The organism is Bacteroidia bacterium (assembly GCA_026932145.1).
Classification (GTDB): Bacteria; Bacteroidota; Bacteroidia; order J057; family JAIXKT01; genus JAIXKT01.
On the sequence record JAIXKT010000008.1, the window covers coordinates 57,208 to 77,212 of the forward strand.

Below are 20,005 nucleotides of genomic sequence, written 5' to 3' on the forward strand. Positions count from 1 at the left end.
GGATGCTCGTTATTCTTTTTAAGTCCTTATCCACAGCAGTTATTTCCATTTTTGGGGTTATCACAGTACTATTTTTTTTGTTTTACTGGATTGGAGACCCAGCACAGATGCTGGCCGGGCAGCGAAACGATTTAGCAACCCTCGAATCAATACGGGCGGAGTTGGGCTTAGATAAACCCTTGCTTAGTCAATACAGTAATTTATTAAACGATATATCTCCTGTTGCTTTGTTGGACTCTAAGCAGCAAAGTTCCGGAAACTATCATTTTCTTAACATAATTTCTACTGAACCGGCTTTGGTACTCAAATGGCCTTATTTAAGAAGGTCATTTCAAAGTAACCGCCCAGTAATTGATTTATACCTAAGTCGCTTACCCGGAACCCTTATCTTAGCAACTGTCAGTTTGATATTAGCTATCTTCATAGGGATTCCGTTAGGAGGCATTGCTGCTGCGAATGCTCAAAAGACATTAGATAAGTTACTGATTATCATCACAACAGCAGGGATAGCTGCGCCCTCTTTTTTTATGGCTGTTTTGCTGATTCGGATTTTTGTTATTGATTTAGGGGGTATTACCAACTTACCCATTGCCGGCTATCTCATAGAGCGGGATATTTTTTCGGCAGACACACACATAGATTTCAGATACTTAGTTTTACCGGCATTATCTTTGGCAATCAGGCCGTTATCTCAGATTTTGCAATTGACTCGTGATGCTTGTTTGGGTGTTTTAGACCAAAACTACATCAGAACAGCCCGTGCTAAGGGATTGAGTGAAGGCTATATTTGGTTCAAACACATTTTGCCAAATGCTTTAAATCCGCTGATAACTGCAACCTCTGGCTGGTTTGCTTCGTTGCTATCCGGCGCGTTTTTTATTGAATATTTATTTGATTGGTTGGGTGTGGGGAAATTAACCGTTGATGCTATGCTTCAGCATGATTTTCCCGTTATCTTAGGAGGCGTGGTTATGTCGGCTACCATTTTTATTACCGTAAACACTTTTGCAGATATTTTAAACCGCCTTATAGACCCCAGAATCTCCTGAAAAATGTGATTTACGGCCTAAAATGTGGTTTTATTTTTTATTTTTGGCTACAACCATAATGGCCGAACCCAAAAACCAAGATTTCGCAGGAAGTCAATCAGCGTTAAACCCACAGATAATAAATGTCCATAAGTTCTTTGTATTCATATTCTGTGCTGATGTTTAGGTCTTTTAGCTTTCCGGTTCTTACGTCAAATATCCATCCGTGAATAATTGGGAAGCCTGTTTTTCTCCAAGAACGCTGAACGTGGTCAATCTTCATGATATTGAATGATTGCTCTAAGACATTTAGTTCAGCCATTTTATCAAGGCGTTTTTGGTTATCTTCGATAATATCTAGTTCGGCACGGTGTAATCTATAAACATCACGCAGGGTTTGCAGCCAACTGTTGAGTTGCCCCATATCTTCTGGTTCAAGGGCAGCCTTAATGCCCCCACATTCATAGTGCCCGCAAACGATTATATGCTTAACTTTTAAGTATTCTACGGCATATTGAACGATAGCATTCAGATTATTATCGGTGCTAACAACGAGGTTAGCGATATTTCGATGAACAAAGACCTCTCCGGGGTCAGCTCCCATGAGTTCTTCGGCTGTTACGCGGCTATCAGAGCATCCAATGTATAAGATTTCGGGAGATTGTCCCTTAGATAAATTTTCAAAATATTCCGAATCCGTAGCTAACTTTTCGGCAATCCAATTTTGATTATTCTGAAAGATTTCCTCAAAGTTCATAACAATATCCCCAATTATTGTGCGAAACTATGCAAATATTGTTCTTAGGTTTAAATGAACAGTTAAGATTTTAGAATTATTTATTTAGGCCCCAAAAAATACTTAGGCAGTAAAGTTTTTACCAAGATATTTGTATTGGCATTTACTTTGTGGTTACTTGGGTTATGAAATACATCAAAATATTCATTTTAGGGTTTATCTGGGTTAATATAGCTGTTTCGCAGGAGCTTATAGACCAGACTACTTTTTCGGCAGATGCTTACAACATAAATAAGGTTGGGTATCCCTCCCGAATCTGTGCTGACGGGCGCGGAAACGCAGTTTATGTGGAGCATTTTCAGGCTACAAACGGCAGAAGAACGGTTAATCGTTATATTCAGGCAGTTAGCCCCAAAAAGTATGAAGAGCTTTGGGCTAAACCGATTACCAAAGAGGGGCAACCCACGATGAATTTTAAGGACATTCGCCGCTTAGACCGTTCCTTTTTGGTATTTGGAACCCAAGAAGACCCCAAAACCAAAAGCTATAAAGTTGTAGGGCAATTCTTTTCTTTGGCGGGGTCAGAAATCGGGCCGCTTCAAAATATATCTAATTATGAAACTTTTGATACAAAGTCTAAAGGCTACGTAGATGAGTATGCTATTTCGCCTGATAGCACCAGATTTCTCTGGTTAGGAATGAATCCCGATGAAGATCCTAAAAAAAGAAGGCATTTTGCCTCTGTTTGGGGAGGAGACGGGCGTTATGTATGGTCGCAAGAATTACAGTTGCCTAAAACTACTGAACGTTATGTGGTTCGCCAAGCCCTCGTTGATAAAAGAGGAAATGCTTATTTCTTAATGACTTATGAAAAATATACGAATACTGTTGCCGATACCGCCAAGTTACCTATCATCGTTAAATATGACTATAAGCAAAAAAACTACGCCGAGTTTCCAATCGTCTTAAACGGAGCGTCTATTCCGGCTATAGAGCTTTTTTTAACTACCCAAAACGAAATGGTCGCTATCGGCGTAAGTGCCAAAACCTCCGGAAACGGAATCCTAAACGGCCAAAAAGCTTACAATACAGCCATTAAATGGAATGAATTTTTCTATAAAAAATTCAATATCATGGAAGGAATGCGCCTAAAACAAGAAAATTCTCTCGAAATACCTAAATCTTGGGTTGATAAATACAAAGATGGTGCAAACTTCACCCAAACAAAAGTAATCGAAAAAAACGGCCAATTACTTTGGCTCTTAGAAGAGGCTTATACCCAAAATAAAGACGGCGGAATCCAGTTTGTCCGTTATGATGTGGGAATTGTCTCCATTGACCTCAATGAAGGAAAAATCCAATGGGCTACGACTTTTGAAAAAAGACAGCGAGATTTTAACAATGATTTCCTTTTTTCTTACACCCCGGTAGTGGTTGGCGAAAAACTACATTGTATCTATGTAACCGAAAAAGGCGCGCAAGGTAAATTAGTAGCTACTTCTGTAAGCCTAACTGACGGAGAAACCACAACCAAAGAACTTATCTCAAACCAAGAATCATTATATTACTTTTTCCCAGCTCGCTCCGGCCTGATAGATAGTAAAGTAGTAATTCTGATGGGAGTAGGAAACCCAACTGCCAATGAATACAAACTGATAAAGTTGAAGTTTTAACGATAAAATTGATTTTATCTTACAGAAGCTCTATTCTGAGCTATTTCCTATTTTGGTAAAGTATTACGCCCTCCCAAGAGGAGTGGTTAAATTATTTCTAAACTTTTTTAATCCCTGAAAAAAACTAAGTTATATTTGGGCTGTGCATAGGTTTTACATCGTTTTTATTTGGTGGTTATTTTTTTACGGCTCTTTTGCGCAGGTTCAATTACCGGGGGAGCCGTTTAGTGTAAATTTTACCGCAAAGCAATATAATGCTTCTTCTCAAAATTGGGCAATTACCCAAGATGCAAGAGGTATCATCTATGTAGCCAATCATTCTTATGTCCTTGAATATGACGGGAGTCAATGGCGGCAAATTTTAGTAAAACTAAATGCACCAATTCGTTCTTTGGGTGTGGATTCCGCCGGAAAAGTATATGTGGGTGCCGCCGGCGAATTGGGATATTTAGCATCTGATAAAACCGGAAAACAATCCTTTGTTTCGTGGCTACCTAAAATACCTGAAAAGAACCGCGATTTTGCCGATGTTTGGCAAACCTATGCCACCAATCAAGGTGTTTTTTTTAGTACCGATAAATATCTATTTCACTTTTTGGGAGATTCTTGTACGGTATTTCAAGCCCAAGAATCTTTTCATTTTTCTTTTTGGGTCAATGGTCGCCTCTTAATTCGTGAGCGCGGAAGAGGTTTATTAGAGTTCAAAAACAACCAACTAAACTTAGTGCCGCTTGGTGAGCGTTTTGCAGATGAACGAATTTATACCATCCTCCCACTCAACACAACAGAACTTCTAATCGGGACACGCGAAAAGGGGCTATATCGTTATACTGGCCGTGAGTTGATTCCTTTTGATCCAACCTTAAATTCATCAATAGTAGAAAACCTACTTTATCACGGTGTGAAATTAACCGAAGATTTATTTGCTTTTGCAACCCTTAGATCCGGCGTGATTATCATCAACCAGCAAGGAAAAATCATAAAGCAGTTGGGAAAGTCCACCGGACTTTTAGACGATATGGCACTGTTTTTATACAAAGACCAAAGTCAGGCACTATGGATTGCGTGGAATAACGGTTTGTCTCGGGTAGAATATCCCTCTCCATTTAGCAGAATTTCAGAGATAAACGGGCTTGTGGGAATCCCGCTAATCGTTTTTCCCCGCCAAGAAATGGTGTATGTGGGCACCAGCACCGGCCTTTTTAGATTTGATAAATCAACTCAGCAAACATTTTTAGAACCGGTAAAAGGCATTCAAAGCGAATGTTGGGATATTAAAGAGCAGGATGGTAAGATATATGCTGCAACCTTAGAAGGTGTTTTTGAAGTTAATTCAAAAAAAGCTACGCTAATTTATGATTGCAGGGCGCAATGTGTGCTGCCCTCTAAATATTTTTCAGGAGATATTTGGGTGGGCTTAGAATCCGGTGTGCTGAGATTGACGCGCCGCCAAAATCACTGGGTAGCAGACGCTACCCTACCAAATATAACCGAAAAGGTTCGCAATATGGTTGAAACCAAATATGGAGAATTATTGATTGGAACTGATTATCAAGGAATTATAATTATCCCGATTGCTCAAAATAAGCCTGTTTCGAGAATTACTACCCAAAATGGCCTGCCGGATGGCGAATATTATCTTTTTTCTGCTGAAAATACCGGCGTAATCGCTACTCAGCAAGGGCTATTCACGATCTCTGATACCGGAAAGCTAATTCCAGATAACCGCTTTGGAAATAAATTTCTCTTAGGGCAAAAGAAGAAAAACCCTATCTTTAATTTATACGAAGATTTTAAAGGCGATGTCTGGATAGATGGCCATGAGGGGATCGGTGTGGTACGAAAATCTCAAAAAGCCATAGAATTTGAAGAATTAGACCTAAAACGCCTTCCTACGTTCAATATTCTGGATATAGCAGTTAGCCAAGATAATGTCGTTTGGTTTTCCGGTGCAGACGGGATAATTTGCTATCGTATTCAAAATAAAAATCTTTATAATCCTGTTTATCGGGCTATTATCAGAAGTGTTACGCTTTCTGGTGTAGATTCTACGATTTATTTTGGAGCTAAAAATAACTGGACACATACAGACTTTTTGCCTTATCGTTACAATGCAATCCGGTTTGAATATTCCGTACCTGCTTTTACCAATAGTCCACATAACCAATATCAGTATTTTTTGGAAGGGTTTGATTCAGCGTTTTCTAACTGGACTTACGAAACCAAAAAGGACTATACCAACCTTCCGGAAGGTTCTTTTCGTTTTCATGTGCGGGCACGGGATACTTTCGAGCAGCTTAGCCGAGAATCTGTTTTTGAGTTTGTTATCCTTCCGCCTTGGTATAGACGCTGGTGGGCTTATTTGCTCTATACAACTTGCGGGATACTAACTATTGTTGGATTTATCCAATGGAGAACCCACAAAATTCAGGTAGAAAAAATAGCATTAGAGCGAAAAGTAGCGGAGAGAACCCAAGAAGTCTTGCAGCAAAAAGAAGAAATCGAACGTAAAAATAAAGCCCTAACAAACTCATACACAGAAATTAACAAACAAAAAACTGAATTAGAAAAGGCAAATGTCAAAATTAAAATCCAAAATGAAACCTTAATCAGCGCGAACGAAGAAATAGAGAAGCATAACAAAGATATGATGGACTCTATCCGCTACGCACTGCGGATTCAAGAGGCTATCTTACCCCGAAAAAATGTATTAGCCCAATTCCTTGACGATTACTTTATCTTCTTTAAACCCAGAGATATTGTCAGTGGAGACTTTTACTGGTTCACAGCCTTAGATAACGGAAACAAGATTGTTTTAGCTGCTGCAGACTGTACCGGACACGGAGTTCCCGGCGCATTTATGTCCCTTATTGGATACACAATGCTAAACAAGCTAATTATAGAGCGAGGCCTAACCGACCCAGGAGAAATACTGACTAAACTTAATGACGAAGTAGTAACTGCCCTACGCCAGCAACAAAATAACGATTCCCAAACTACTATGGACGGTATGGATATAGCTCTCTTCATCTATGAAAAACCAACCCGATTCTTATCCTATGCCGGAGCCAACCGCCCTTTATGGCTCTTTGAAGAGGCCAACTTAATTGAGATAAAACCGGAAAAACAACCCATTGGAGGTAACCGCCCACTTAAACAGCCATTTATCACCAAAACAAAAACGATTAAACCCAACACAAGTATTTACATCACTTCAGACGGCTTCGCAGACCAGTTTGGCGGCGAATTTGGCCGAAAATTTATGACCAAACGCCTCCTCGAAATACTCACTTCACAACAACAATATCCCCTCGCAGAACAAGAAAAAAATATCCAAAATATCTTCCAAAAATGGATGGAAGGCTACTCTCAAATAGATGACATCCTCATAATCGGAGTCAAAATGACCTAAAATTAGTTATTATCCTTTGGTTATATCGCTCAGTATCTAAACAAATAAAGCTGAAATACGGATGGAATATCAAAATATCAGAGAAGAAGAACTAAAAAACAAGGTAGCCCAAGACTACTTTTGGCTTTACGACTGCACCAAAATAATTGGCAACGTGGACTTTTGTGTTTGTATGCACCAAAGCCAAAAGGAACTTTTTGAACAAGAATCTCTACTTTGGGCAGAAGCAAAAAAAGGTTCTTCGGACATTTACAATTCTATCGTTCAGCTAATATTGACAATTGGAAAAGCAAGAACTTTTGACAAGTTTTTGCCACCAGCAATGTTAGGAGCATTTGACGGAGAAAAAATCGCTTTTATTCCTTACAACGACATTCACGAAGTTTTTTACATTAACGACTTCAATTGGAATGTAACTCCTTCAAATCACACCACAAAAGAGTTCAAACTTATTCACGAAAAAGTAAAAACAGTAATTGACAGCAAAGCATTACTATTTAACTTTTTGACTGACGACCGAGAACTAAAGAAATTCATTAAGAAGAATTTTATTGTCGGCAAATTCGGATTGACCAAAACCAAAATTGACAAGAACAATTTTATGGTCATTTACAACAAATGGCTTCAAGCTGTAAAACCGAATATTGCCGTAAACTGGGACATTGCAAAGAAAACGGGAATTATTGACGGTGACTTTTATCTTGCCGACCTTCTTTCACAAGAAAACAATACTTTAAAAGAAAAACTTTTTGTTCTGTTAAGACACGACCATTACGAACTTGACAGAAAATTCGATGAAGCAGGAATGTTTAGCAGTAAAAGGACTGACTTCAAAGACAAACAACTTTCCCATACTCAATTCTGGAACAAATACGACCGACCACCCAAAGAAGAATATTGGGATTATATTGTAGAACGAAGAGATTTACTTGTTCCGCAGGACGTAAGAGAACGAAAAGGGAGTTTTTTCACTCCGCAAATTTGGGTAGAACTTTCACAAAAATATTTGACAGATGTTTTAGGCGAAGACTGGCAGGACGAATATTATGTTTGGGACTGTGCCGCTGGCACAGGCAATTTGCTTGCTGGTCTTACAAACAAGTATAATGTTTGGGCTTCGACTTTAGACAGTCAAGACGTTGAAGTAATGCACGACCGTATTAAAAACGGTGCAAACTTGCTTGACGACCACGTTTTCCAGTTTGATTTTCTGAATGATGATTTCAACAAATTACCCAAACCATTGCAATACGTCATCAACAATCCTGAGAAAAGAAAAAAATTAGTAGTATATATTAATCCGCCTTACGCTGAAACTGCGACTTTTGGAGAAAAAAGTAAAAAGGGATTGAATAATTCGATGGTTAATACAAAATACGGTGACAAACTTGGTAATGCAGCAAATAGAGAGTTATTCGTTCAATTCCTCACTAGGATATATTTTGAAATTTCTTATTGCAAAGTCGCACACTTTTCAAAATTAAAAATACTATCTGGAGAACACTTTAGAACTTTTAGAAATTTTTTCTTTGCAAAATGGGAAAAGGGGTTTTTATGCCCTGCTAAAACATTTGATAATGTAAAGGGGATTTTCCCAATTGGTTTTTTTATATGGGATACTCATATTAAGGAGCAATTTCAAGGAGTTAATTTTGATGTTTATAACGAAAAAGGGGAATATTTAGATATAAAAAACATCCCGAATTATGATAATGACAAATCAATTAATGAATGGCTGATTCAGACTAGAAAAAGATTAGGTGAAAAGCAAATAGGTTATATGTCTTACACAGGAAATGTATTTCAGACAAATGACCAAATATTTATTAAAAACACTATTAAGGATGTAGTGATGCCAAGGGGTAGTTGGATAACAGATAAAAATTTAGTGGAAGCATGCATTTATTTTTCGGTAAGAAAATCAGTAGAAATGACATGGCTTAACGACCGAGACCAATTTTTATTTCCAAATGATGGCTGGAAAACAGACAGTGCGTTTAAAAATAATTGTTTAGCCTATACTTTGTTTAGTAATAATATTCAATCAAAATTCGGCATCAATCACTGGATTCCTTTTACAGAAAAAGAAGTAAATGCAAGAGAAAAATTTGAGAGTAGTTTTATGACAGATTTTATTAAAGGTAAGCCGCAGCCACCCAAAAAATCAGGTTATGCATTGTCTATTCTGTTTGAACCGGAAGTTCCATATAACAAAGCTTCTTTAGAATTTTCGCCGGAGGCAACAGTAGTTTTTGATGCCGGTCGCGAGCTTTGGCAATATTACCACAGACAACCAAACTGTAATGTTAACGCTTCACTATACGACATAAGAGAGCATTTTCAAGGCAGAAACGAAGCAGGTAAAATGAATAATAAGAGTTCAGACGAAACATATATGAAATTAATCGGCGACCTAAGGGAAAAACTTAGGCAACTTGCCGATAAAATAGAGCCCAAAGTTTACGAATACGGCTTCCTAAAACAATGACCAAAAGTTAAGATATACTTCGGAAAGTATGCTAAAAAAATTGGCAATAAGGAGGTAACTTTGTGATTCAAGAATACTATAAAGCCCTGATTCCGTACCCAAAGTTCTATTATCAACACTTAAAAGCCTAAGAATCTTTAAAACAAGGCAAATTGCTTCGTATTCTGTATGAAGTTGAGGCAATGGCGGTGTTTGTATAAAACGTTAAGATGTATTTTTGCACGGTGTTTAGCTGGAAAAGATGCTGTTTAATTGTTGGGTATTTATGGTTCGCTGCTAACTGTATTACGGCAAAAATATTTCCATATCCATATTCTACTGAGTTTAAGCAATCTGTTTCTATACAAGGGTATGAATTACTGTTGTCATTAAATGGCTATTGGAATACAGCAGAGGGTTTAGCGTATCCGGTTCCGTTTATCTCGGATCAGCATAGCAGGTTGGAACTCAGCTATATAATTTCGTTACCTGCTAATATTCCGGACACTATCTTTTTTTACACACAGGGTTTAGGGCCGTCTTTTTCAATCTATCTGGATGATAAACTGCTGTATTATTCACTACATAGCCGAAAAAATTTATGGTTATCAATACCGAGGAGGCTCCTAAAAAACGCCTCTACGTTAAAGATAATGCTGCAAAGAGAATCCTATTTGGCTTCAACAGCTACCCATTCTTGGTTTGGGTTATATCATCCACTCTATTTATTAAGGCGTAGCTGTGATACAATACCTTCACTACACGCTGATTCCTATTTGCCGGTTCGCGCTGTTCAGGATAGCATCATCATTTTTTCAACCCTAAATTCCTCCTATGGTTTTCATCCAGATAGCCTTTGGTTCAGAAATCAATTGCTTCATTTAAGGCAGGCTGGTTATAGGTCAGTGTTTTTTACTGAACCCTTAGATGAGTTTCTTTGGCCAATAATCACTGAATCTGAAATTTATGTGATTTTAAGCATACCCAAGACGGCAAAAGTAGCCTATTACTTTCAGTATCAAGATAGTTCTCGCTCATGGTTAAATTCCAAAGAGCAAAAAACAATTTATTGGGGAAAGTTTTTTGACCAAATACACCAGAAACAGGAAGTTATTGCGCCAACTTATGATAGCCAAATATCTCTATTTCAACGAAGTAAATACGTTATACAGCTACTAATAGTGCTGCTTATATTAACGGTGCTTCGGATATATTCTGCTAAATTATTCAGCACGTTGCACAGCTTTTGGCTAACTCCTAAAGAATTGTATAGCCAGTTGTTAGACACCCAAAAATTACGAAATAATGGGATTGTATTTTTCGGTTTAGCAAAAATTCCGTTGGTTGCTATTGGCTTAGGCTTGATTCAAGAGCAACTGAGTATGCGATTTGGGCTGCTGATGTGGCATTACTCGACAGCGATATTGTGGTTCGTTTTATTATTTGGCTACGCTATATATTATGGTACTAAGTTTAGTACAATTTTTTTCATGGCGCATATTTATCGCAAACGTTATTTAAGTCAGATGGGAACGGGGTTGGATTTAGCTGCAGGGTTTTTTACTTGGGAATTAATGTTATTGGTAGCATTAGCGAGCTATATCGTTGCAGAAAAGGTTCAGAACTTACTGGTTTTAGTATGGTTAGGACTTCTAATATTCCATATTTTTCGTCGTTTGTATTTGATAAACAGTATATTAGGCAATTATTTTCAATTAGGATATTTAGCGAGAATGCTATATCTTTGCGGCTTTGAAATTCTACCTTGGTTATTGTTGTTTTCAATTAGATGAAGTTGGTTATTGGCACACGTAGCAGTTCGCTTGCACAATGGCAAGCAAAAGAAGTAGCAAATCAACTGCAACAAATAGGAATTGATAGTGAGCTATGCTTTATCCAGACCTTAGGGGATGCTGTTCAGAATATAGCCTTAACAACTATTGGAGAAACCGGAGTTTTCACCAAAGCGTTAGATGAGGCATTGGTATCAGGTAAGATAGATATTGCTGTTCATAGTGCTAAAGATATGCCGGGGCGTTTACAAGAAGGGATTCAGGTTTCGGCTGCACTTAAGCGAGCAGATGCTCATGACGTTGTGCTAACTTGTACCGAAGATGCTCATTTAGAAAATATGAACCGCCGTTTGGTGGTCGGAACGGGATCTGTGCGCCGCCAAGCCTTTATGAAACATTATTACCCTTTTCATGAAACTCGACTAATTCGAGGTAATATAGATACACGCATTCAAAAACTCCGAAACGGAGAATACGACTTGATATTATTAGCCAAAGCCGGCGTAATGCGCAGTGGTTACCAAGAATTAATTTGCCAACAACTTTCTCTACATACCTTTGTGCCTGCTGCTGGGCAAGGTACAATAGCCATCACCACTTGCACAGAAAATAAAGCTGCTCACCAGATAATATCAAAAATTTCACATTCAGAAAGTGCTATCAGATTAGCAGCAGAGCGCGCCTTTTTACAGGAAGTTGAGGGCGGCTGCCAATTACCGGTATTTGCCTACGCTACCATTATGGTAGATAACTTAATTATATGGGGCGGAATATCATCCACAGACGGTGTAACTTTGGTACAACACTCCTTAGAGGGCGTAACCTCAGAACCTACAAAACTGGGAAAAACACTTGCCCAAAAAATCCTTACGGAATATCCACTAACAACTAAACATTAAAGAATGGCCGGAAAAGTAAAATCAGTTCTTGTATCACAACCCAAACCCACAGACGAAAACTCTCCCTACTATGCTCTTGCCAAAAAATATAGTCTAAAAATTGACTTTAGAAACTTTATCCAAATAGAGGGAGTAACTGTTAATGAATATCGTAAACAAGGCTTAGACCCGGTTAAATTTACGGCTATTATTCTAACCAGTAAAAATGCAGTGGACCATTTTTTCAGGATAGTCCGTGAACTTAAAACTGAAATGCCCCCCGACACAAAATATTTTTGCGTGGGCGAAACTACTGCACTTTACTTGCAAAAATATATTGTAGTGCGAAAAAGAAAACTCTATGTTGGTGAAAAGACAACCGGAGACCTTATCGAAATAATTAAAAAACATAAGACAGAGAAATTTCTGTACCCATGTTCAGACATACACCGGACAGATCTAACGGACTATATGCACCAAAATAGCTTTGATATTAAAGAAGCTATTATCTACCACACAATCCCATGCGATTTAGCAGACTTAAAAGGAGTTAAGTATGATTTACTCTGTTTTTTTTCTCCCTCCGGCATAGATTCTTTATTCAAAAACTTTCCGGAATTTGTTCAAGCAGATACAAGGGTAGCCGTTTTTGGCCCAACAACAGCAAAAGCAGCTATAGAAAATGGTTTACGGGTTGATATTGAAGCTCCCCTACCAAATATGCCTTCCTTAACGGGTGCTATTGAGCTATATTTAAAGAACAACAAATAATTAAATAAAAAAACTTTATCTAATTATTAAAAAAATAGGCGGCAGGCACTTGTTTTTTAATAATAATGCCTAATTTAGCGCACGATTTCACAGTCAGCTTATCCAAATTTGGAATGAAGGATATTTGTCGCTTACTTTTAGTGGGCTCCGTTTTAATAACAGGAACCGTTTTTGCCCAACAAGACCCGCAGGTTAGTATGTATATGTTTAACCGCCAATTTTTTAATCCTGCGTATGCGGGGGCTGCAGGAGCACCTAATCTAACTTTGCAAGGTCGCGAGCAATATGTTGGAATACAAGGCCACCCTCGAACGTTTAACTTAGCCGGAAGTTTACCCGTAAAAAAATTACGCGGTGGAGTTGGAGGCTATATAATGGGAGACCAAGTCGGCTTTTGGAATACAACAAGCTTAAATTTAGCCTACGCATTTCACCTGCCTGTTGGCCACAATGGATCAGCATTACAATTAGGGATACAAGGAACTTTTTCTAATAAGTCCTTAGATTTTTCTAAGCTAAACCCAGCGGAGCAGGGAGACCAATTACTATTAAATGCTGCCGGAAGCGTAAAAAGCCAGTTTGCCCCAAGTGTAGGAGCCGGTATTTATTTCCATACAGCAGAAGATAAATTCTATCTGGGTATTTCCGCTAACCATATAAATAATCCCAAAATGACCGAATTTGGGAAAGAAACAAACCTGTCCTTAGCTACGTATCTAAATGCAGGTTATCGTTTTCGTCTTAATTCAAACGGTGATATCAACTTGACACCCAGCGTATTATTTAAGATGACTTCCCCTCAGAGTCAATTAGACTTTAACCTAAATCTAAATGTTAGCCCGATGGTCTTCGGGGTATCTTATAGGGGGCTCAAAAATACAGACGCTATTTTGGGTATTGTAGGCTTTCAAGCTAATGAAAGATTATTTGTAGCCTACTCTTATGATTACGTAATGAATGGTCTTCGTTCCTCAACAAGCGGATCCCATGAATTAATTGTTTCATATACATTCCCAACAGTATTTAAAATATATCCAGCAGACCGCGGTGTGCGTGATAATAAACCATTCAACTAAATTTTTGTTTAATTCAAGTTTTTTTCAAAACTTTTTGGATAATTCAACGTTTAAGCATATTTTTGTAAACAAATAAAAAGGATTCAACCATAACTTAGAAAACTCTATTTATGAGAAAATTGGCTATACTGGCTGTTTTATCAGCATCTTTCCTATCGAGTTGCGGCTTGTTTTCAGGTAAAACTGGAAAGAACGGCGAACTGACTGGCGTTGTAAAACGCCCAAAATGGGACCAACCGACACCATTTGGTATGGTGGTAATACCTCCGGGTAGTTTTCATATGGGACAAAATGACCAAGATGTGAATTATTCACAAGTCGCCCATAATAAACAGATTACAATCAGTGCGTTCTATATGGATGATACTGAAATTTCTAATAACGAATATCGGCAGTTTATTGAAGCAAATACAGGAGATAATCCAGACGGTGCTTTCCAAGATTCTGTTTTGAACTTTTTAGACTTATATTATAGCTATAAAGTAACTCCACAGGATTATACACAGTTAATTTATCCAGACACCCTTGTTTGGACTCGCGACTTTTCGTTTGCTTATAATGAGCCTTTGGTAGAAAACTATTTTTGGCATCCTGCATTTGACCAATATCCAGTAGTAGGAGTTAATTGGTATGGTGCTCAAGCATTCTGTTATTGGAGAACAATGCTTTACAATAACTATAGAGCACAAAAAGAAATGCCACCACTACCGCGTTTCAGACTACCTACCGAAGCTGAATGGGAATACGCTTCACGTGGAGGCTTTGAACATAAGATTTATCCATGGGAAGGACCTTATATCCGTAATTCCAAAGGATGTTTCTTAGCTAACTTTAAGCCTGGACGTGGCGACTATATAGCTGATAACTTTGAATATACATGCCCTATTAAATCATATTGGCCAAATGATTACGGTCTATATAATATGCCGGGTAACGTAGCAGAATGGTGTGAAGATGACTTTGAAGAAACAGGATATGTTTATGCACACGACCTAAACCCTGTGTATAGAGATCCTAAAAAATTAAATCGTAGAAGAGTTATTCGCGGTGGATCTTGGAAAGATATAGCATACTATCTATCTTGCGGCACTCGTACATACGAATATGCAGATACCACAAAATCTTTCATTGGCTTCCGTAGTGTAGTAACTATGCTCGGCAGATCTGGTGCAGCAAATCTCTAAAAAATGACAAGATAAATAATTTAATCTATTTTATTCAATACACACATAAAACAAAATTAAAATGGCACAGAAATCACAAAGTATTTTTGAATCTAAGGGCTGGAAAAATGGAATGAAATATCTCTATGGTTGGGGGGCTGCGGTCGTTATCATAGGGGCTTTATTTAAAATCTTACACTTACCTGGTGCAAACGAGATGTTGATAGTTGGACTTGGTACAGAGGCTGTTATCTTTTTCTTCTCCGCTTTTGAGCCACTACCTCACGAAGAGGCACATTGGGAATGGAATAAAGTTTTTCCACAACTTAATGAAGATGCGCCAGCAAGAGAAATAGAAGAAGAAGTAGAAACACCTAATGTGAACTTATCCAACTCAATATCATCTTCCATTAATAAACACTTTTCAAGCGATTTTTTTGAGTCCCTCTCAGATTCTCTTAAAGGATTAAAATCTAATGTAAGTAACTTAGCCGATATAGCCGATACTACTACAATAACCAATGAATTTAGCTCTAAAATGAAAAATGCATCTGTAAAAATAGACCAACTAAGTAGCGGATACTCTTCTACAATAGAGGCTATGAAGCAATTTTCTACTTCTATCAATGAAGTTAAAGGCTATCAAGAACAAGTAGTGAAAATAACTGGTAGTTTAGCTTCTTTAAACGCTATTTACGAAGTAGAATTGAAAGATACCCAAAATCATTTAAAGACTATTAACAAGTTTTATGCTAATGTACAAGGAGTTATGAATAATATGGTAGATACTTCTAAAGACGCAGAAGCATTAAAAGGCGAAGTTGTACGTTTGGCTAAAAATATGTCATCCCTAAACAATGTTTATGGAAATATGTTGGCAGCTATGGGAACTGCAACTAAGTAATATTTTAACTATAGTTTTTTTAAACTTTTAAATTTTCTAAATTATGGCAGGTGGTAAGCTTACTCCGAGGCAGAAGATGATTAACATGATGTATCTTGTGTTAACTGCTCTTTTAGCTTTAAACGTGAGTAACGACATATTGAAAAGTTTTCAAATTCTTGCCGACTCTCTGAAAAACTCTTCTACTGTATTCGGTGATAATAATGATAAATTAGCACAAGATATAACAGGAAGTGTAGATAAAGAAGTTGCGGAAGGAAATAGAAAGAACGAATACATAAAGCCTCTTATAGCGGAACTTGATAAAAATACTGATAATATTATAACTTATATTGAGGGAATTATTAAGGATCTTGAAAAAATAGGCATAAAAAGTCCTGAAACTGGAAAGGTTACCAAAACGGATGAAACTGAGGAAAACTACCAGTATTGGATGAGTAAAGACGACATGATGAATGGCGGAAGAGGAAACGGGAAAGCTCGTGAACTTAGAGAAAAACTGAACGGCTTTGTGCATTGGGCAAATGACTGGTATGCTAAAAACAACGGTGGACGTAAACCAGCATCTGGTACCGGATTTCCTGATATATGCATAGACCCTAAGGACGACCCAGGCATATCTAAAAAAGATGAGATGAAAGATAAACCTTGGGAGTATTTCACCTTTCACCGCTCACCATTGATTGCAAATATTGCAATACTCGAAAAGTATAAGATTGATGTTAACACAATAGAAGCTGAGTTACTTGATTTGATGAAGGCTAAATTACAGCAGGTTACGTTTAAAATTGACTCTCTAATAGCAGTTGATGCTCCTATTTCGGAGATAGTTCCAGCTGGCTTACCTTTTACAACACGCTTGTTTGTGGCTATGTCTTCTAAGGATATTAAACCAACCTTTTCTGGAAGTGGGCAAATAACAACAAAAGGTAATTCTGCTGAAATGAAAATTATGGCTAGCGGATCTGTAATTCCTCCAAAAGCTAGCGAAGGAGTACAAAACTATTCAGCTACTATTACAGTCCCAAAAGCAGACGGAAGTAAAGCTATTTTGAAAGTAAATAGTAAATTTAGAGTACGTAAGCCAGAAATTCAAATTACCTCTGCCGCTATCCAAATTATGTATCGTGAATGTGGTAATGATATTAATGTTGATGTACCAGCATTAGGTGATTTGTATGACCCTGTTATTACAGCTACTTCTGCTGAAGTTGAAATTAATAAAACCCAAAAACGTAAAGTTCGGGTAATTCCTAGCGGAGCAAAAACAACCTTAACAGTTAGTTCACGGACAGGTGGACAGATTATTAAAGTGGGTGATGTTGCTTACAACGTTGTTCCACCACCAAGACCTTCTTGGAAGTTCAAAGTAGATGGATCTTTATGGGACGGTATAGCTCCTGTTTCAACAAAATCAAAATTTGAAGTATGTATTGTTGCGGATAAAGACTTTGCAGCTTCCTTACCTCAAGATGCAAGATATGCCATGAGACAAATTAAGCTAATGGTTGGTTCTGGCTTGGGTGCTCCAAAAGTAATAGATCAAATAAACACATCCCCTACCTCCAAAGAATCTTGCGTTTCTTTTTCACTCGCAGGTGTAATGAAAGGAGTAGCTCCGGGAAGCCGAATGTACATACAATCTGAAGAAATTGTACGTGTTAATTTCCGAAATAAATCAATTCCTGAAACTTTCTCTCTTGCTGAACGTACCAAATCTGCAACAGTTAAATAAAATACAATAAAAAGATAATGAAAAAAATAGCAGTTTTTATTTGCGGAACATTTGCCATTTTTAATTTAATGGCTCAGTTCCCCCCACGTTTGGATGACCATATGTGGCGCAAAAAAGTGGTTAGCCGTATTGACCTTACTGAAAAAGTAAATGATCCGCTTGTATATGCAGAGACCAACATTTACACTAAAGGTGTGTATGGTGAAACCCATGGCATTGTAAACGCCCTCATTAATTGTTTCCATGACGGAAAGTACATCGGCTATAAGCCAGATTCCTTAACCTCTCCTATGACATACGATGATTTCGTTAATTCAATGAATCAGATAAACGGTGGAACTTCTTCTTCCTCAAGCGGAGTTGGAGGTGACGAAAGTGGAGGTGACGAAGGAGGAGACGAAGGGACTGGAGATGACGAATTTGGCGGTGAAGAAACTGACGATAGCGGATCTTCTGATGTCGTAGGTGGAGCAGGTGGGGATGACTCCCGTGCTAAAAATCAATTGATAGCTCCTCTTGAAACTGTCCTTGAAATTATTGAAGATAGAATCTTCGATAAAAATCGCTCTGATATGTACTATGATATTCAATATATTCGTTTAGTTTGGATTGATCCATCAGGTGCAGTACCGGATAAAAACGTTATCTGCTTTAACTATAAAGATGTAATGGGCTGTTTGGAAGATACTCAGTGGAAAAATAGATTTAATGACGCTGAATATAGAAATATGAGAGAAATTGTAGAACTACGCTTGTTCCATAGCTATGTTGTTAATGTCTCTGGGTGGGAGCCTAACAATCTCCAGCAATCGGACTTACGTAAAAATCAGATGGTTGAGTACGAACACCACCTCTGGTGCTATTAATCTTTATTTTAATTGATTTAATGGGAACTATTTAATAGTTCCCATTTTTTTTATCTTTTTTTAAATTGCACAAAAAACTATTCTCCGATTTAGGAGTTATTATTGCATTTAATCTGCTTTTTAAGCCAATATGGATACTGATTGATAATGCTTCTCAGAATGAAATCGGTCATTATAGTTATGGAATGTTTACAGCGGCCTTCTCTTTTACATTCTTATACTACCAGATTTTGGATATGGGCATTTCGCCTTTAATAACGAAGCATATTTCTCTGAGAGGGGGGCAAGTACAAACTTTAATCCAAAATGCCTTCCATTCAAAATTGATATTATCCTTTTTGTACAGTTCTCTTGTACTATTGATGTTTTTTACCTCTTACAATAAGCCAGAACTATTAAAATTTGTTTTAATATCTTCATTATATCATATTTTTTTATCTTTTTATACTTGGCTGAGAGCTGTTTTGCAGGGTTTGCAGAGATTTAAGATAGATGCCTTTTTTTCTACATTGGATAAACTTCTCTTAATCCTATTTTTATCCTATTTATATCTGCAAAAAAAAATGAGTATTGATAATTATGCGTATTCCTTTTTATTAAGTGCAGCTATTTCCTTATTGATTTTACTATTCTATTTTTGGGTTAATTTTAAGTTTAGAACGTTTACGGTTTCATTTGCCGGTGTATATTCACTTTTGGTAGGAACGATTTTCTTAGCCCTTGTTAATATTCTATTTGCCTTTAATGACCGCTTAGTTTTTGTGCTAATTGAGGGAAAATCAAGCTTTTCTGACACTGGTTTGTATTTTGCTTCGTATAGGTGGGTGAACGCAATTTCTACTTATATCTGGACAGTTTTGCCTTATTTTTATGCAAAATTTTCTTACGAATATACTTTAAAAGATTATCATAATGACTTTAGTTTTCATATAAAGCATTTACTTACGTTTATACCGGTTTTATTAGTTGCAGCTTTTATATTTACCCGAGGAGAAGTTCTTTTTTGGCAATTGAAAAAAAGTACTAATGAAGAACTTACTATTATGAAAAACCTCCTCTCTATTCAGATGATTGGTCTGTTAATTAATAGCTGGCTAACTATTTTTGGAACATTCTTAAATGCCACGAATAACGAACGTCTTGTATTTTATGTATTATTAATTGGGACTGTAATAAATTATGTATCAATATATTACGGTTTGGAATATTTTGGTGTCTATGGAGCTGCGTGGGCTGGCGTATTTTTTTATTGCCTAATTGGATTTGGCTTTTATGGGTTTTTTAAGAGCCGAAATCCCTATCAATATCTTCCCAAACACATAGTTAGCCAGTTTATATCAATCGTTATATTCATTGTATCTTGCTTTTTCATCAAAAAGTTTTCATTACCGATTTTGGTTCCTGAGATAATTTCAGTTTTATTATTCTTCGTATCTATGTTTCTTTTGGGAGAACTTAGACCAAATATGTTCCGAGAACTTTTTAAACAGATGTAACGAAATC

General features: G+C 37.3%; 14 protein-coding genes. 13 read left to right on the top strand and 1 reads right to left on the bottom strand.

The annotated features are described in order from the left end of the window. The first annotated feature begins 2 nt into the window (after positions 1-2). Positions 3-1,049 carry an ABC transporter permease gene (locus LC115_03315; GenBank protein ID MCZ2355714.1) on the top strand — a complete coding sequence of 349 codons (1,047 nt, stop codon included), beginning with the start codon at positions 3-5 and terminating at the stop codon, positions 1,047-1,049. Positions 1,050-1,152: 103 nt separating this feature from the next. Here the strand turns inward: LC115_03315 and LC115_03320 are convergent, their stop codons facing one another. Beyond that, complete coding sequence (locus LC115_03320; protein ID MCZ2355715.1) at positions 1,153-1,791, bottom strand: carbonic anhydrase; 639 nt, start codon at positions 1,789-1,791, stop codon at positions 1,153-1,155. Positions 1,792-1,949: 158 nt separating this feature from the next. Here LC115_03320 and LC115_03325 point away from each other — a divergent pair, with 158 nt between their 5' ends. From LC115_03325 to LC115_03380, 12 genes are all read left to right on the top strand, one after another. Next, on the top strand, positions 1,950-3,437 hold the full coding sequence (locus tag LC115_03325; protein ID MCZ2355716.1) for a hypothetical protein: 1,488 nt from the start codon (positions 1,950-1,952) through the stop codon (positions 3,435-3,437). A 142-nt stretch (positions 3,438-3,579) separates the two neighbouring features. Beyond that, positions 3,580-6,849 carry a SpoIIE family protein phosphatase gene (locus tag LC115_03330; GenBank protein MCZ2355717.1) on the top strand — a complete coding sequence of 1,090 codons (3,270 nt, stop codon included), beginning with the start codon at positions 3,580-3,582 and terminating at the stop codon, positions 6,847-6,849. A gap of 61 nt (positions 6,850-6,910) precedes the next feature. After that, the gene (locus LC115_03335; GenBank protein ID MCZ2355718.1) at positions 6,911-9,337 is read left to right on the top strand and encodes a hypothetical protein; all 2,427 of its coding nucleotides are present in this window, start codon (positions 6,911-6,913) and stop codon (positions 9,335-9,337) included. Positions 9,338-9,546: 209 nt separating this feature from the next. Further along, positions 9,547-11,109: a hypothetical protein gene (locus tag LC115_03340; GenBank protein ID MCZ2355719.1), complete on the top strand. Its 1,563-nt coding sequence runs from the start codon at positions 9,547-9,549 to the stop codon at positions 11,107-11,109. Beyond that, a complete protein-coding gene (gene hemC, locus LC115_03345; GenBank protein MCZ2355720.1) occupies positions 11,106-12,008 on the top strand; it encodes a hydroxymethylbilane synthase in 903 nt (300 codons plus the stop codon). The genes LC115_03340 and hemC overlap by 4 nt, the downstream gene beginning before the upstream one ends. 3 nt (positions 12,009-12,011) lie before the next feature. Then, a complete protein-coding gene (locus LC115_03350; GenBank protein ID MCZ2355721.1) occupies positions 12,012-12,758 on the top strand; it encodes a uroporphyrinogen-III synthase in 747 nt (248 codons plus the stop codon). A 65-nt stretch (positions 12,759-12,823) separates the two neighbouring features. Then, the gene (locus LC115_03355; GenBank protein MCZ2355722.1) at positions 12,824-13,834 is read left to right on the top strand and encodes a type IX secretion system membrane protein PorP/SprF; all 1,011 of its coding nucleotides are present in this window, start codon (positions 12,824-12,826) and stop codon (positions 13,832-13,834) included. 110 nt (positions 13,835-13,944) lie between these two features. Then, complete coding sequence (locus tag LC115_03360) at positions 13,945-15,018, top strand: SUMF1/EgtB/PvdO family nonheme iron enzyme (GenBank protein ID MCZ2355723.1); 1,074 nt, start codon at positions 13,945-13,947, stop codon at positions 15,016-15,018. A 61-nt stretch (positions 15,019-15,079) separates the two neighbouring features. Continuing rightward, a complete protein-coding gene (gene gldL / locus LC115_03365; protein ID MCZ2355724.1) occupies positions 15,080-15,901 on the top strand; it encodes a gliding motility protein GldL in 822 nt (273 codons plus the stop codon). 43 nt (positions 15,902-15,944) lie between these two features. Further along, positions 15,945-17,636 carry a hypothetical protein gene (locus tag LC115_03370; GenBank protein MCZ2355725.1) on the top strand — a complete coding sequence of 564 codons (1,692 nt, stop codon included), beginning with the start codon at positions 15,945-15,947 and terminating at the stop codon, positions 17,634-17,636. Between the two features lie 68 nt (positions 17,637-17,704). Then, a complete protein-coding gene (locus LC115_03375) occupies positions 17,705-18,502 on the top strand; it encodes a hypothetical protein (GenBank protein ID MCZ2355726.1) in 798 nt (265 codons plus the stop codon). Between the two features lie 65 nt (positions 18,503-18,567). Next, complete coding sequence (locus LC115_03380) at positions 18,568-19,998, top strand: polysaccharide biosynthesis C-terminal domain-containing protein (GenBank protein ID MCZ2355727.1); 1,431 nt, start codon at positions 18,568-18,570, stop codon at positions 19,996-19,998. Positions 19,999-20,005 lie beyond the last annotated feature (7 nt).

Coding starts and splice junctions, on each gene's coding strand:
- LC115_03315 (MCZ2355714.1), top strand. CDS start 3: ATGCTCGTTATTCTTTTTAAGTCCTTATCCACAGCAGTTATTTCCATT.
- LC115_03325 (MCZ2355716.1), top strand. CDS start 1,950: ATGAAATACATCAAAATATTCATTTTAGGGTTTATCTGGGTTAATATA.
- LC115_03335 (MCZ2355718.1), top strand. CDS start 6,911: ATGGAATATCAAAATATCAGAGAAGAAGAACTAAAAAACAAGGTAGCC.
- LC115_03340 (MCZ2355719.1), top strand. CDS start 9,547: ATGTATTTTTGCACGGTGTTTAGCTGGAAAAGATGCTGTTTAATTGTT.
- hemC (MCZ2355720.1), top strand. CDS start 11,106: ATGAAGTTGGTTATTGGCACACGTAGCAGTTCGCTTGCACAATGGCAA.
- LC115_03350 (MCZ2355721.1), top strand. CDS start 12,012: ATGGCCGGAAAAGTAAAATCAGTTCTTGTATCACAACCCAAACCCACA.
- LC115_03355 (MCZ2355722.1), top strand. CDS start 12,824: ATGCCTAATTTAGCGCACGATTTCACAGTCAGCTTATCCAAATTTGGA.
- LC115_03360 (MCZ2355723.1), top strand. CDS start 13,945: ATGAGAAAATTGGCTATACTGGCTGTTTTATCAGCATCTTTCCTATCG.
- gldL (MCZ2355724.1), top strand. CDS start 15,080: ATGGCACAGAAATCACAAAGTATTTTTGAATCTAAGGGCTGGAAAAAT.
- LC115_03370 (MCZ2355725.1), top strand. CDS start 15,945: ATGGCAGGTGGTAAGCTTACTCCGAGGCAGAAGATGATTAACATGATG.
- LC115_03375 (MCZ2355726.1), top strand. CDS start 17,705: ATGGCTCAGTTCCCCCCACGTTTGGATGACCATATGTGGCGCAAAAAA.